The sequence below is a fragment of the Sphingobium sp. SYK-6 genome (genome assembly GCF_000283515.1).
Classification (GTDB): domain Bacteria; phylum Pseudomonadota; class Alphaproteobacteria; order Sphingomonadales; family Sphingomonadaceae; genus Sphingobium; species Sphingobium lignivorans.
The window spans coordinates 2,477,622-2,490,928 of record NC_015976.1; the positions used below are offsets into that span (position 1 = coordinate 2,477,622).

Below are 13,307 nucleotides of genomic sequence, written 5' to 3' on the forward strand. Positions count from 1 at the left end.
TCAGATCACCGCCTTCACTGCCTGGAGCGCCATATCGGCGGGAACATTCGCGCCGGCAACGCGCTGCACGATGTCGCTCGCAACTTCCGCCGCGACCGCCTCGATCTCGCCCAGCGCCTTCACGCGCCCGGCCTCGATCTCACGTTCCGCAGCGGCCAGTTTCCCCCCGGCCGCCGCATCGGCCTTGGCCAGTGCGATTTCCCGGTTCCGGGCAGCTTCGGCCTTGGCCTGCGCGATGCGGGCCTGGGCCGCGGCGCGTGCCTCATTCTCCCTGGCGCGCCAGTCGGCTTCCAGGGCGTCGGCCGCCGCCGAGCCGGCGCGAGCCGCCTCGAGATCATCGGCAATCTTCTTGTCGCGGGCATCCACCGTGGACTGCACCTTCGGCACCATACCGAGGCCGATCACGAAGAACACGAACCCGAAAGTCAGCAGAAGCCAGAAGATCTGCGACGAGTAGGTTGCGGCAAGCTGGGCTATCTGAGGCATATCACCTGTCCGTCTGCGCGGTCCGACGGTGCCCTGCGAGGGCAACCGCCGAATCCGCCATCATTGTCCGATCGTCTTGCGGGCGATCAGGCAACGAAGATCAGGATCATCGCGACGACGAACGCCAGCAGGCCGAGAAGCTCTGCGGCGGCGAAGCCGATGAACAGGCGGCCCTGCTGGCCGTCAGCGGCGCCCGGATTGCGCAGCGCGCTCTCGAGGAACGAACCGAACACGTTGCCCACGCCCAGCGCGGCCACGCCGGCACCGATAGCAGCCAGACCGGCACCGATCAGCTTTGCGGCTTCTGCGTCCATGTTACTTAACTCCTTTTCAAAAAATCGCTTTGGTCGTTGGTTGAAAAATCAGTGCAGATGCTCGGCGTCGTGAATGTACAGCGACGTGAGCAGTGCGAACACATAAGCCTGAATGCCGGCCACGAGGATTTCCAGCGCCGAAACGCCGATCATCAGCGCGAAGCTGGGCACGCCGACCACGCCGCCCCAGAGCGGGCTGGCATTGGAGGCATTGATGACGAAACCGGCGAGCACCTTGAGCAGGATGTGCCCGGCGATCATGGCGACGAAGAGTCGCAGGCCGAGGCTGAAGGGCCGGAACAGGAAGGACACCAGCTCGATCGGGAAGATCACCAGCACCATGGGCAGCGGCGTGCCGTGCGGGATGAACAGCGAGAAGAACTTGATGCCATGCTTCCAGAAGCCCACGATCAGCACGATCGAGAAGCTCATGATCGCCAGAACGCCAGTGACGGTGAAATGGCTGGTGAAGGTGAAGGGATGCAGGCCGATCAGACCGAGCGGCAGCAGGCCGAGCAGGTTCGCGAACAGGATGAACATGAACAGCGAGAAGATGTAAGGCACATATTTGCGCCCGCCCTTGCCGATATTCTCGTCGGTCAGCTTGGCGATGAAGCCGGTCATCGATTCCACGGCGGCCTGCCAGCGGCCGGGCACCAGCTCCCGCTTCATGCCGCCGAGCATGAACACCCAGAGCACGAGCACCGTGATGACCATCCAGAGCGCACTGTTCGTGAAGGCGATGTTATAGCCGCCGATCGCGAGATGATCGGTGCCGAACATCGGCTCGATCGCGAATTGGTGCATGGGGTCGATCTTGCCGGGTTCTGCCACAGTCTGCTTCCCAATAAACGCCTGCGATATGACGAAAGCGCCCTATTTTTCAGGACGCTTCGTCGAAATCCTAATGATGTTCCTGAAGGCCACGATGATCCCCAGAAAGAGGAAGGCCAGCAGGAGCCAGGGCGACGTGCCGATGAACCGGTCCAGGACCCATCCGATCAGCGCACCACCGGCAAGACCGCCGATCAGTTCCGCAAGCACCCGGTTGCCGAGACGATAATTCGCGTCGGCATGCCCGGTCCGGCCTGCACCGGTCCTGACCTTCTCGACCGCCTCAGCACGATCCAGCCGCTCAGAGAGCGACTTGATGCGACTATCCTCGGCAATCGGGTCCTGCTCGGGTTCGGTCTCGCTCATCATGCCCACTCCCGTTTGCGCCACCGGGGACACAAACCGTCGCTGCATGACTTGCCTGGGCCGCCCCCGTCAAAGCGGGGCCCGTGTAGAAAGCGAAGCCCCGCAAGTCAACACTAGCGGTGGGAATGGCTAAATGCGGCAGAAAAGCTGGCAATCCCCCGCAAAAGAACAGCGAATCGAGCGGGATTATTTGCCGGCTGCGGCGCAATAATCCGGCAGGGCGATCGGACCGGCGCCCTTGGTCTGCCAGTCTCCGTTGCCGATCCGGTAGATCTGCCCCTGGGCGACCCGGCCAGCGAGCGTCTGGCAACCGGTGACGGCCGCCATGTCGGCGACGGTGACGCCGCGCTTGGCGGCCAGCTCGGTATAGGCCGCCCGGCGCTTGATGTTCAGGGCATCGACGGCCGCGCGCACCTCGGCGCTCACGGAGCCCTTGGTGCCGAGATAGCCATCGGCCTGCTCGCCTACGGTTCCGGCTGCCTTCGCGGCGCTCACGACGCTGTCCTGCGCCATTGCGGGCGCGCTCAAGGTCATCAGCCCGGCGAGCATTCCGCTCAGGAGATTCGACCTGCTGAAGATGCGTGTCATTTGGGGAAAAGCTCCGGATTGTTCTCGATGAGGTCTCTGGCGTCCTGCTGGAGACGCACGACGACTTCCTGCTGGATCTTCACGTTGAGATTGATCTCGATGGGCTTCTCGGGCGCCCGCACCTGGATGCAGGCGCACAGGCCGCCTGTCAGCAGCAGCATCAGTCCCGTTCGCTCCATCAACTCCAACCATGGTCGCTGCCTCATTCCTGATCCCTTTCTAGACCCTTTTCGCTGTCCGGCGGCTGAACGGCAAGCCCGCTCTCGCTTTGCGCTTCCTTCCTGCTCGCCGCTTCCTCGTCGAGCTGCCTGCGGATGTGCAGCGTCGGGTCGGCAAGACCGGTCGCGGTATTGAGCAGCCCCCGGAACGGCGCCTCGATGCGAATGTTGAAAATGAAGGGCAGGCCGAGGAACGGTCGGGCAAGGAAGCTCTTTCGCGCTTCCTCCGTGCCCTGGTTGATGCCGTTGACGCGGACCTGCGTCACGAACTCCCCGTCGATCGCGCCATCGAGCAGCACGGCGAGACAGCGATAGCGCAGATTCTTGAGCGCATCGAAGGCCAGCTTGCCGACCGCGTTGAGCTTTGCATTGGACACTTCGCCCACATAAGAGAGATTGCCCGCCTGCCGGCTCTGGTCGCAGGGGATATCCAGTCCCTCGGTGGTCGTGAGGACGCGCGCCGCATCGCCCTGTTGCCGCGCCACCAGCAACCCGCCCTCGATGCGCCCGCCATTCTCATCGAAGATCATCGGCAGCAAGCCGTCGAAAGTGCCGGTGGCGGACACATTCTCCAGCTCCAGCTTGTTGATGAAGGCGCCGGCATCCAGCCCCACCACGCGGAAATCCAGCGAGCGGGGCTTGCGCGAATCGAGCGCGAGGCGGGTCGGCAGCAGCTCCAGCGTGCCGCCGGAGAAGGGCCACAGGCCGCCCTCGATGACCGCCTCCTCGCTGGAGAGCAGCGCATAACGAATCACGCCGTCATTCGCCTCGATGCCGGGATTGACGCTGCGAATGGTCATCACTTGCCCCGGCTGGGTGCGAAGCCCGAGCAGATCGGTGAAGCGCAGGCTCGTGGAAAAGCCCGTCACCGGGCCGAAGGCCGCGGCGAAGGCCATGTCCTGTGTCGAGAAGCTGCCTTCGCTCGCCACGTCCGTGCCCGACCAGCGGATATGCCCCTGCCCGTTCACGACGCCATCGACATTGGCCACGACCCCCAGCGACAGCGGCGTGACGTCATCGGGCTGGAGGCGGTTGCCGAAACGCAGATCATTCACCGTGAAGTCCGCCCGCCCCACACCGCTGGGCAGATCGTGCCGGATCGTCACGGCGGCGATCGTTTCCCGCCGTACCGGATGCACCAGCGTGCCGGTCGCGTCGATCCGGCCGTCAGCGAAGGTCAGGCGGACATTCTCCCCGACAAGCGGATTGAACCGCCGATCGGCCTGCGTGTCGCTCACTCGAAGCGCACCGTCGACCGACAGCCGGCCGTTCCGCAGTGTCCAGCGCCCGGCGATGTCGGCGAGATCGAGCGGCACGCTGCCAATCCGTCCCGCCCCGCCCTCGATCGTCCCGGCAAAGCCGCCCTCGCCCGTCATGGCGCCAGCCAGCCGGGCCGCGGCCATGCGGACAGGGCTTTCCCCCGCACCGATGCGCAGATCCGGTGCGGCCATGTCGAACCGCCCTGTCGCCAGCGCATAACGGGCCGACCGGGTCGAGAAGAGCAGGCGATTGTCGCCCATCCTGCCCGTCAGCCGGACGGGTCCCGTGCGGATCTGCCCCTCTTCGGCGCCACACAAGGTCAGCCCGGCCGGATCGATCGCGACGCCGGCGCTGCGCAGCGAACGCCAGCGCAGGGGCACGCAATCGCTCGCCAGCGAGACACCGCCGCGCGGCGAGAAGCGGAGCCTGAGCGGCATGTTCAGCCCCTCGATCGCGCCGTCCGGTAGCGGACCATCCAGCGTCAGCGCGGAACTCATGGTGCCGCGCCCGGCGGCATCGATCGCGAAGGTCAGCGGCGCCAGCGCCAGACGCGCGGAGCCTGCCGCATAAGGCGCCAGCGTCGCCGTTCCGCGCAACTCGCCCTGCGGCCCGGTCGCGAGACGGATACGGCCCTCCGGCAAGCCGCCGCCGCGCATGTCCAGAGTAGCCGTGGCGCCGATCGCGCCCGTCGGCCAATCGAAGCGCAGCACGCTGCCCTCCTCGGCGGAGAGGCGCGCCCCGCTGGCAGAGGTCAGTTCAAGACGGTCGAGCCGGGCATTGCCTCGCCCGCCGAGCAGATTGACCTGCCCGCCCACAGTCAGCCGGTTCTGCTTGCCAAGCGCGTCCAGAGCCTGCGCCAGCCGCCGGGCAAGTGGCTCGACGGGAGTGCCGGCCGTCGCCGCGACGACTCTCTCGGGCTTCAGGCCACGGGTGGGGCGCGCATTGTCGATCGTCGCCATGCCTTGCCAGACCAGCGCCCGATTGCGCGCCTCGGGCCGGAACGCGAAATTGCCGCCGATCTTGACCGAGCCGGTGTCGATGCCATCCACGGCCGCACCGGTCGCGGCGAGCGATGCGCTCCCGCGCAGGTCGCCATCCTTGCCGGAAAAGGCCAGCAGGCCGGACAGGCGATCGAACACGCGATCGCCCTGCCGCGCTTCGTCCGCATGAAGCGTGATCGCGCCGCTCGGGTTGCGAAGCGACGGGTCGAGGCGCAGATTGACGCCGAGGCGCGGCGTCGCGAGCGTGACTCCCGCGTCCGTGCATGTCGCCGCCGACGTGGACACAGGCCCCTTGAGCCAGATGCCGTCCTCCTGCGTCGTGACATCAAGCGGGGCGATGAGCCGCCCGGTCCGGCATGCGCCCACCGAAAGGCCGGTCGAGGCGAGGCTGATCGTCCCTGAGAAGCCCGCGCGAAGTGGCCCCCGCCCTTCCATGCCAAGGACGAGCATCCCCTGATCGGTCGCGATATCGGCGCGGGCATCGTTCAGGTCGACGATCCAGTCGGGCAGCTGGCTCGCCCCGCCGCCTTCCCCCAGCAAGCGATCGACCGAACCAAGGCTCAGGGCGCCGTCCGCGATCCGCCCTCTCAGCCGCACCCCGCTTGCCCGCACCGCCGCGATGCGCGCGCCCGTCAGGCTCCAGCCGACATCCACTTCGACGGACCGGATGACGAGATCGGGCCGCTTGGGGTCCCCGATGACGAGATTGTCGAGCCGCTGCGTGCGCGGGCCGATTCGCGTGACCTGATAACGGCCCTGCACGCCGCGCGCGGCCAGTTCGCGCGCGATGAAGCTGTCCGCGATGGGCTTGCGGGCCAGCCAGAGCGCACCCCCGGCGGCGACGAGCGCGAGCGCCGCGCTCCCGCCGATCCATCGTGCCAGTCGGGTGCGGCGGCCATGCGCAAGGGCGGCTTGTTCTGGCAGTTCGGCATCCTCGGCCAAGTCGATCAGCCGTCCTTCCCGGTATTTGTCATTCCGCTTGCCGCTTTTACGACCCGCGCCTAGCGTCAACACTCATGAGCGAAGGACGATCCCGGGGCAAGGCCCCGCCCACGCATGACGGCACTGGGCATCGCGCACGGCTGCGGGAACGACTGGCGGAAGGCGGCCCGGATGCACTGCTCGATCATGAACTGATCGAATATCTGCTGGCCCTCGCCATCCCGCGGCGGGACACCAAGCCGCTCGCCAAGGCCCTGATTGCCCATTTCGGCAGCCTCGGCGGCGTGCTGACAGCGGACTGGGCAGCGCTGGAGCGGATGCCGGGACTGGGCGAGACCAGCATCGCAGCCCTCAAGATCGTGCAGGCCGCATCCCTGCGCATGCTGCGCGGCGAACTGGTGCAACGGCCGGTGCTCTCGAGCTGGCAGGCGCTGCTCGATTATCTCCGGGCCGACATGGCTTTCATGTCGGTCGAGCGCGTCCGGGTCCTCCACCTCAACAGCCGGAACATGCTGCTGCGCGACGATCATATGCGCGACGGCACGATCGATCAGGCGGCGGTCTACGTCCGGGAAGTGGTGAAGCGCGCGGTCGAGCTCGGGTCGGCCAGCCTCATCCTCGTTCATAATCATCCGAGCGGATCGCCCGAGCCGAGCCGGCAAGATGTCGAGTTCACGCGCGAAATCATCAATGCGTTGCGCCCGATCGGCGTGTCCGTGCACGACCATATCATCATCGGGACGGACGGCCATTATTCGATGCGCAACGAGGGCCTGATGTAGGAAACGCGAAAAAGGAGCCGGAATGCTCCGGCTCCTTTCCGCGCCCATCAGGGGATTGGGTCGTTCCTCCGGGATCAGCCCTGGAGGAACTGGGTCAGCTCATCCTTGCTGACGAGCTTGTTGCCGTCTGCGTCCGCCGTCGCGAATGCGTTGCTGGCATAAGTGGTCACTTCCGCCTCATCGACCGTTCCGCCGGAGGACTGGAGTTCGGCCGTCTTCAGCGCCTTGATCCACGGCTCGAACTCCGTGGGAGAGAGCGAGCCGTCGCCGTCGGCGTCCGCCTGCGGGAACTGCTGGTCAACGAAGGCCACGACCTGGGGCTTGCCTTCAGCCGGCGCTTCCGCAGTCTGCGCAGGCGCCTGAGGGGCTGGCTGCGTCATAGGCTCGCCAGCGGGGACGGGCGCCTCGGCAGTCTGGGCAGGGGCCGTCGGGGCAGGCGCCTGAGGCGCCGGCTGAGTCGCGGGCTCACTGGCCGGGATGTCGGTCGTGTTCGGCTGCGGCGCCATGGTCGAGGGCGCAGGCGCGGATTCCGTCGGGGCCGGGGCGGTCGGATTGGTCGCCGGGGTCGGATTCATCGGCGCATCCGTCGTCTGCGCATGGAGCACCGCCGGCGCGGCCGCGATCAGGGCGGCCATCGCGAGGGACGAGGTAAATTTGGTCGATCTGGACATCATCTACTCCTGTTCTTCTGAAGTGAATCGATGCTTGCATCGTCGGTCTTGAAGTCTGTGCCGGGGCGCCTTCACCCGTGTCGGGGGCGTTGGTTTCCCGGTGTCGTTGCTCTCAAAACGGCCATCGGGAGCCATGTTTCCGGGATGACCCCTGCGGACGCGGTGAATCGAGCCCTTGCCATGGCGAAACGCCCTCCAGGTGGATGGCACACCCGGCCTGGGCTCCGGCTCACCCGGGCATTTGCCCCCCGCCCGCCTGCCTGCTAGGGGGCGCGCATCCCGTCGTCCAAGCCCAGGAATATGCCCATGGTCCCTCGTTACGCCCGCCCGCAGATGACCGCCATCTGGGAGCCGGAAGCGCGCTTTCGCATCTGGTTCGAAATCGAGGCGCATGCTACCGATGCGCTGGCCGAGCTGGGCGTGGTGCCCAAAAGCGCCGCGAAGGCCCTGTGGGACTGGTGGGCGACCAACCCCACGATCGACGTGGCGGCGATCGACGCCATCGAGGCAGTCACCAAGCATGACGTCATCGCCTTCCTGACCTGGGTGGCGCAGAATGTCGGGGACGAAGCCCGCTTCATGCATCAGGGCATGACCAGCTCGGACGTGCTGGACACCTGCTTCAACGTGCAGCTCACGCGGGCGGCCGATCTCCTGCTTGAGGATCTGGACGCGCTGCTGGCGGCGATCCGCCGCCGCGCCTTCGAGCACAAGCTGACACCCACCATCGGCCGCAGCCACGGCATTCATGCCGAGCCGGTGACATTCGGCCTCAAGCTCGCGGAAGCCCATGCCGAGTTCAGCCGCTGCAAGACGCGCCTGCTGGCTGCGCGGGCAGACGTCGCGACCTGCGCCATTTCCGGCGCGGTGGGCACCTTCGCCAATATCGACCCGCGCGTGGAAGCCCATGTCGCCGAGAAGCTGGGTCTCGCGGTCGAGCCGGTGAGCACGCAGGTCATCCCGCGTGATCGCCATGCGATGTTCTTCTCCACCCTCGCCGTCATTGCCGGATCCATCGAGCGCCTCGCGGTCGAGGTCCGCCACCTCCAGCGCACCGAAGTGCTGGAAGCGGAGGAGTATTTCTCGCCCGGCCAGAAGGGCAGCTCGGCCATGCCGCACAAGCGCAATCCGGTGCTCACCGAGAATCTCACCGGCCTTGCCCGCATGGTGCGCGCTTATGCGCTGCCGGCGCTGGAGAATGTCGCGCTCTGGCATGAGCGGGATATCTCCCACTCCTCAGTCGAGCGCTTCATCGGGCCGGACGCCACCATCACGCTCGATTTCGCGCTGGGGCGCCTGACCGGCGTGATCGACAAGCTGCTGGTCTATCCCGAGCGGATGATGAAGAACATGAACCGCATGGGCGGGCTCATCCATTCGCAGCGCGTGCTGCTGGCGCTCACCCAGGCGGGCGTGAGCCGGGAAGACAGCTATGCCCTCGTCCAGCGCAACGCGATGAAAGTGTGGGAATCGGACGGCAAGCTGTCCCTGCTCGACCTGCTGAAGGCCGATCCCGGCGTCTCGGCCTATCTGGGGACCGCCGAGCTGGAGGCGCTGTTCGACCTCGATTATCATCTCAAGCATGTCGACACCATTTTCACGCGGGTGTTTGGCGAAGCCGGCTGACCCGCGTGACGGGCATCGGACGGAACTGTTCGTCCGATGCCGGCCTCAGATCGCTCCTCAAGACGCGAAGACAGGCTCCCTGGCGGGCGGCGTCCGAATATCGATCACGCCCCTAGGCAACCGGCCCCTTCCCTCTTATGGTCCGCAGGGACAGAGCACGCTGGAGAACCGAAACCATGCAGTTCCTGCGAACCGCTTTCTGGGTCGTGCTGGCGATCATCGTCATGATCTTCAGTTTTGCCAACTGGACCCCGGTGACAATCAACCTCTGGGGCGGGCTGCAGCTTGAGACCAAGCTGGCGCTGATCGTGATCGTGGCCTTCCTCGCCGGCTCGCTGCCTTTCTGGGCCCTGCACAAGGCAACGCACTGGCGTCTGCGCCGGAAGCTCGACACGGCCGAGCGGGCCCTTGCGGCGGTGGTTCCCTCGGCTTATGCGGCCCCCACCGCGCCGCTGCCCCGCGCGACCACTCCCGCGCCCACCAGCGCTCCCGATACGCCTCCGACAGGATCCGACCCGGCCCAGCCATGAGCAGCATCATCTACGTCGCCATCGATACGCCTCTTCTGACCCGCGCGCAGGACATCGTGCGCAGCGTGCGCAACCATGTCGGCGGGATCAAGCTCGGCCTGGAATTCTTCTGCGCCAATGGCCATCACGGCGTCCATGAGATGCGCAAGTTCGGCCTGCCGATCTTCCTCGACCTCAAGCTGCACGATATTCCCAATACCGTCGCCAAGGCCGTGCAGGCACTGCATTCGCTCGAGCCCGCGATCATCACGGTCCATGCCTCGGGCGGGCGCGCGATGATGGAGGACGCGAAGGCCGCGGCGGGCGTCCATACCAAGGTCGTCGCCGTCACCATGCTGACCAGCCTCGACGACACGGACCTGGGCGAGACCGGCGTCTCCGGCACGGCCCGCGAGCAGGTGTCGCGGCTGACCGAGCTGGCCCGCGCCTCCGGACTGGATGGCATCGTCTGTTCCGGCGCGGAAGTGGCTTATGCCCGCAAGCTCTGGCCGAGCGGCTTCTTCGTCGTGCCGGGGGTCCGGCCGAGCGGGGCGGCCAAGGGCGACCAGAAGCGGGCCGTCACGCCGCGCGAGGCACTGGATGCCGGCGCGTCCATCCTGGTGATCGGCCGCCCAATCACGCAGGCGATGGAACCCGATCAGGCCGCGCGGGAAATCGAAGCGACGCTTTAGGCGCGCGCGCCCTTCGGGCGGCCTTGTGGACCGCTCCGGCGGCTCCCCGCCGCCCGTCCCACAACAGGGTGTTTTTACCGGACATTTCGACGAGCGGGTTTAGGGGCGTATGTGCCTATAATCCCGGGCGTTCTCGCGCGGGAAGTGGACAGATCAGGACACATAAAACCGGCCGTCAGCGAAGGTCAACCGCCATTCCCGGATTGCTTGCCAGATATCGCCATCAAGCCACTGTTATATAACAACTTTATGCCTATTCAGCGAATTCCGCGGGCGGGGAGAAGATGGCGTCGAAGCTGCGCACCGTGATCCAGCCATTGACATAGTTGGCGTAGAACAGGGCGAACAGCACCGCGGCCACGACGCTCGTGCGCAGGATGATCCGCCAGGGCCGGAACTCGTGGGGCGCGCTCTCCGCCTGCCCCGGCACCCGCTCCTTGCCCATTTCCTCCGACGTGCGAACCCCTAGGGGCAACACAATGAAAAGGCTGAGAAACCAGAACAGGAAATAGATCGCGAGGAGCGATGTGAACCGCATGATCCGCTCGCTCCCTCAGCCCGCCTGCACGATCGACACGCTGACGATCGGCTTCTTGCCGGTCCATTCCAGCGCCACGCGACGCACCGCAATGCGGACCGCTTCCCGCAGTGCCTCGATGTCGCTCCGGCGCCCCTTGGCGCTGACGGTCGAGGCGAGCGCCGCGCGCGCTTCCTCCAGGAACAGCTCGCGATCCTCCTCGATCGGCACGCCGAGCAGGCGAATGTCCGGCACGCCCACAAGCTTGCCCGCCGACGACAGCGCCAGCCCCACGCTCATATGGCCATGGAGCATGAGCTTGCGCCGCTCGCTCATCGGGCCGCCATCGGCGGGCAGGATGACGTCGCCGTCCAGCACCAGACGGCTGGCATGAACCTCGGTCAGCTTGGTCGGCCCATTGGGCGCGAGCCGCAGCACGTCGCCATTCTTCTGGACGATGGTGCGCGCGATGCCTTCGCTGGCGCCGAAGCGGGCCTGCTCCATCATGTGGCGCATCTCGCCATGGACGGGCAGCAGGATCTCCGGGCGAATCCATTCGTACATCGCGGCCAGTTCCGGCCGGCCGGGATGACCCGAGACATGCACATGCGCCTGACTCTCCGTCACCATGACGACTTCCTTCTCGGCCAGCGCGTTCTGGATGCGGCCGATGGCGATCTCATTGCCCGGGATCTTGCGCGAGGAGAAGATCACCGTGTCGCCGGCATCGAGCGAAATGGGATGCTGGCCGGCGGCAATGCGCGCCAGCGCCGCGCGCGGCTCGCCCTGACCGCCGGTCGCGATGATCATCGCCTCGCGCGGGGGGACGGCCATGATCCCGTCGAAATCCAGCAGCGGCGGGAAATCGTTGAGATAGCCGCAGCTCTGCGCGACGCTGAGGATGCGATCGAGCGAGCGGCCCGCGACGCACAGCTTGCGCCCGGTGAGCCGCGCGACATTGGCCAGGGTGTGCAGCCGCGCCGCATTGCTCGCGAAGGTCGTGACGACCACGCGCCCGCGCGCGCCGGCCACGGTGCTCAGCAGATCGGCCTGCACCGACCCTTCCGAACCGCTGGCCTCCGCATTGAACACATTGGTGCTGTCACAGACCAGCGCCAGCACGCCCGTGTCGCCAATGGCGCGCAGTTCCTCGGCCGTGCTCGGGCGGCCGAGCTGGGGCTCGTCGTCCAGCTTCCAGTCGCCGGTGTGGAAGATGCGGCCGAACGGCGTCTCGATCAGCAGCGCATTGCCTTCCGGGATCGAGTGCGCGAGCGGGACATAGCGGAAGCCGAACGGGCCCAGCTCGAACCCCTCGCCTTCCTGGATGACATGCAAGGGAACGCTGCTTTCCAGCCCCTCCTCGGCGAGCTTGCCGCGGATCAGCCCCGCCGTGAACGGCGTCGCGTAAAGCGGCACGCCCAGTTCGGCGGCGAGATAAGGCACGGCGCCGATATGATCCTCATGACCATGCGTCAGCACGATGCCGAGCAAATCCTTCTGCCGCTCCTCGATGAAGGCGGTGTCCGGCATGATGAGGTCCACGCCCGGATAGGAGGCGTCGGCGAAGGTCACGCCGAGATCGACCATCACCCATTTGCCGCGACAGCCATAAAGGTTCAGGTTCATGCCGATTTCGCCGGACCCGCCCAGGGCCAGGAATAGCAGTTCTTCGCCGGGCGTCATGGCTTCGTCATGCCTGTCTTCAAGCTCCGCTCGTAAAGGATGGCCAGACCGTTGATGGTGAGGTCCGGCACGATGATATCAAAAAGGTCGGTCTTCTCGTCGAACAAGGCCGCGAGCCCGCCGGTGGAAACGACGTGGGCCGGGCGGCCGATTTCCTTGCGCATGCGCTCGACCAGCCCCTCGATCATCGCGACATAGCCCCAGAACACGCCGATCAGCATCTGGTCTTCCGTGGTCCGGCCGATCACGCTCTTGCCCGCGGGCGCCGCGATGGCGATGCGGGGCAGCTTGGCCGCCGCGCTGACCAGCGCATCGAGCGAGAGATTGATGCCCGGCGCGATGATGCCGCCCTTATAGGCGCCGCTGTAATCGATATGGTCGAAGGTGGTTGCCGTGCCGAAATCGATGATGATGAGATCGCCCTCATAAGCTGCATGAGCGGCAATGGCGTTCACTGCGCGATCAGCACCGAGCTGCTGGGGCATGGGCACGTCGACATTGATATGCCACTCGACCGGCGGCTGGCCGGCAATGAGCGGGGTCACCCCGAAATATTTGCCTGCCAGCACTTCCAGATTGTGGAGCGCGCGCGGCACGACGGTGGAGATGATGACCGCCGTCACATCCGCCATCGCCAGCCCTTCCAGCCCGAGGAGCTGGTTGATCCAGACGGCATATTCATCGCCCGTGCGCCGGGGATCGGTCGCGATGCGCCAGCGCGCGCGGATCTCCCCGCGATCCACGAGCGCGAAAACGACATTGGTGTTGCCGGCATCGATAGCGAGAAGCATGGCTTGTCCCTGTCAGACTGTTGCGGG

General features: G+C 66.2%; 15 protein-coding genes. 4 read left to right on the forward strand and 11 right to left on the reverse strand.

Annotation, left to right across the window (positions count from 1 at the left end; translation table 11 throughout):
- From SLG_RS11345 to SLG_RS11375, 7 genes are all read right to left on the reverse strand, one after another.
- Complete coding sequence (locus SLG_RS11345) at positions 1–486, reverse strand: F0F1 ATP synthase subunit B family protein (protein WP_014076609.1); 486 nt, start codon at positions 484–486, stop codon at positions 1–3.
- 86 nt (positions 487–572) lie between these two features.
- Positions 573–800, reverse strand: a complete 228-nt coding sequence (locus SLG_RS11350) for a F0F1 ATP synthase subunit C (RefSeq protein WP_014076610.1) — start codon at positions 798–800, stop codon at positions 573–575.
- 48 nt (positions 801–848) lie between these two features.
- Positions 849–1,607, reverse strand: coding sequence for a F0F1 ATP synthase subunit A (locus SLG_RS11355; protein ID WP_173385024.1), 759 nt, complete (start codon positions 1,605–1,607; stop codon positions 849–851).
- Between the two features lie 69 nt (positions 1,608–1,676).
- A complete protein-coding gene (locus tag SLG_RS11360; RefSeq protein ID WP_041393167.1) occupies positions 1,677–2,000 on the reverse strand; it encodes an AtpZ/AtpI family protein in 324 nt (107 codons plus the stop codon).
- A 186-nt stretch (positions 2,001–2,186) separates the two neighbouring features.
- Positions 2,187–2,588 carry a YdbL family protein gene (locus SLG_RS11365; protein ID WP_014076613.1) on the reverse strand — a complete coding sequence of 134 codons (402 nt, stop codon included), beginning with the start codon at positions 2,586–2,588 and terminating at the stop codon, positions 2,187–2,189.
- Entirely contained in the window at positions 2,585–2,767 is a 183-nt protein-coding gene (locus SLG_RS11370; RefSeq protein WP_014076614.1) for a YnbE family lipoprotein, read from the reverse strand. Before SLG_RS11370 ends, SLG_RS11365 begins: the two co-directional genes overlap by 4 nt.
- Before the next feature lie 23 nt (positions 2,768–2,790).
- Positions 2,791–6,009: an intermembrane phospholipid transport protein YdbH family protein gene (locus SLG_RS11375; RefSeq protein WP_014076615.1), complete on the reverse strand. Its 3,219-nt coding sequence runs from the start codon at positions 6,007–6,009 to the stop codon at positions 2,791–2,793.
- 74 nt (positions 6,010–6,083) lie between these two features.
- On the opposite strand from SLG_RS11375, the gene radC reads away from it, so the two are divergent.
- The gene (gene radC, locus SLG_RS11380) at positions 6,084–6,791 is read left to right on the forward strand and encodes a RadC family protein (RefSeq protein ID WP_014076616.1); all 708 of its coding nucleotides are present in this window, start codon (positions 6,084–6,086) and stop codon (positions 6,789–6,791) included.
- Between the two features lie 74 nt (positions 6,792–6,865).
- Here the strand turns inward: radC and SLG_RS11385 are convergent, their stop codons facing one another.
- A complete protein-coding gene (locus SLG_RS11385; protein ID WP_148276567.1) occupies positions 6,866–7,462 on the reverse strand; it encodes an EF-hand domain-containing protein in 597 nt (198 codons plus the stop codon).
- A 306-nt stretch (positions 7,463–7,768) separates the two neighbouring features.
- Between SLG_RS11385 and purB the strand changes: the two genes are divergently transcribed.
- The 3 genes from purB to pyrF all read left to right on the forward strand — a co-directional run bounded on the left by purB (position 7,769) and on the right by pyrF (position 10,289).
- Positions 7,769–9,088 carry an adenylosuccinate lyase gene (purB, locus tag SLG_RS11390; protein WP_014076618.1) on the forward strand — a complete coding sequence of 440 codons (1,320 nt, stop codon included), beginning with the start codon at positions 7,769–7,771 and terminating at the stop codon, positions 9,086–9,088.
- 176 nt (positions 9,089–9,264) lie between these two features.
- Positions 9,265–9,618: a lipopolysaccharide assembly protein LapA domain-containing protein gene (locus tag SLG_RS11395; protein ID WP_041391955.1), complete on the forward strand. Its 354-nt coding sequence runs from the start codon at positions 9,265–9,267 to the stop codon at positions 9,616–9,618.
- Positions 9,615–10,289, forward strand: coding sequence for an orotidine-5'-phosphate decarboxylase (pyrF, locus tag SLG_RS11400; protein WP_014076620.1), 675 nt, complete (start codon positions 9,615–9,617; stop codon positions 10,287–10,289). Before SLG_RS11395 ends, pyrF begins: the two co-directional genes overlap by 4 nt.
- Before the next feature lie 253 nt (positions 10,290–10,542).
- Here pyrF and SLG_RS11405 read toward each other — a convergent pair whose 3' ends face one another.
- The 3 genes from SLG_RS11405 to SLG_RS11415 are packed head-to-tail and all read right to left on the reverse strand — an operon-like array spanning position 10,543 to position 13,280.
- Positions 10,543–10,827, reverse strand: coding sequence for a DUF1467 family protein (locus SLG_RS11405; protein WP_014076621.1), 285 nt, complete (start codon positions 10,825–10,827; stop codon positions 10,543–10,545).
- A 15-nt stretch (positions 10,828–10,842) separates the two neighbouring features.
- Positions 10,843–12,489: a ribonuclease J gene (locus tag SLG_RS11410; protein ID WP_014076622.1), complete on the reverse strand. Its 1,647-nt coding sequence runs from the start codon at positions 12,487–12,489 to the stop codon at positions 10,843–10,845.
- On the reverse strand, positions 12,486–13,280 hold the full coding sequence (locus SLG_RS11415; RefSeq protein ID WP_014076623.1) for a type III pantothenate kinase: 795 nt from the start codon (positions 13,278–13,280) through the stop codon (positions 12,486–12,488). Before SLG_RS11415 ends, SLG_RS11410 begins: the two co-directional genes overlap by 4 nt.
- Between the last annotated feature and the right edge of the window lie 27 nt (positions 13,281–13,307).

Coding starts and splice junctions, on each gene's coding strand:
- SLG_RS11345 (WP_014076609.1), bottom strand. CDS start 486: ATGCCTCAGATAGCCCAGCTTGCCGCAACCTACTCGTCGCAGATCTTC.
- SLG_RS11365 (WP_014076613.1), bottom strand. CDS start 2,588: ATGACACGCATCTTCAGCAGGTCGAATCTCCTGAGCGGAATGCTCGCC.
- SLG_RS11355 (WP_173385024.1), bottom strand. CDS start 1,607: ATGCACCAATTCGCGATCGAGCCGATGTTCGGCACCGATCATCTCGCG.
- SLG_RS11395 (WP_041391955.1), top strand. CDS start 9,265: ATGCAGTTCCTGCGAACCGCTTTCTGGGTCGTGCTGGCGATCATCGTC.
- SLG_RS11405 (WP_014076621.1), bottom strand. CDS start 10,827: ATGCGGTTCACATCGCTCCTCGCGATCTATTTCCTGTTCTGGTTTCTC.
- purB (WP_014076618.1), top strand. CDS start 7,769: ATGGTCCCTCGTTACGCCCGCCCGCAGATGACCGCCATCTGGGAGCCG.
- SLG_RS11385 (WP_148276567.1), bottom strand. CDS start 7,462: ATGTCCAGATCGACCAAATTTACCTCGTCCCTCGCGATGGCCGCCCTG.
- SLG_RS11370 (WP_014076614.1), bottom strand. CDS start 2,767: ATGGAGCGAACGGGACTGATGCTGCTGCTGACAGGCGGCCTGTGCGCC.
- pyrF (WP_014076620.1), top strand. CDS start 9,615: ATGAGCAGCATCATCTACGTCGCCATCGATACGCCTCTTCTGACCCGC.
- SLG_RS11360 (WP_041393167.1), bottom strand. CDS start 2,000: ATGAGCGAGACCGAACCCGAGCAGGACCCGATTGCCGAGGATAGTCGC.
- SLG_RS11415 (WP_014076623.1), bottom strand. CDS start 13,280: ATGCTTCTCGCTATCGATGCCGGCAACACCAATGTCGTTTTCGCGCTC.
- SLG_RS11350 (WP_014076610.1), bottom strand. CDS start 800: ATGGACGCAGAAGCCGCAAAGCTGATCGGTGCCGGTCTGGCTGCTATC.
- radC (WP_014076616.1), top strand. CDS start 6,084: ATGAGCGAAGGACGATCCCGGGGCAAGGCCCCGCCCACGCATGACGGC.
- SLG_RS11410 (WP_014076622.1), bottom strand. CDS start 12,489: ATGACGCCCGGCGAAGAACTGCTATTCCTGGCCCTGGGCGGGTCCGGC.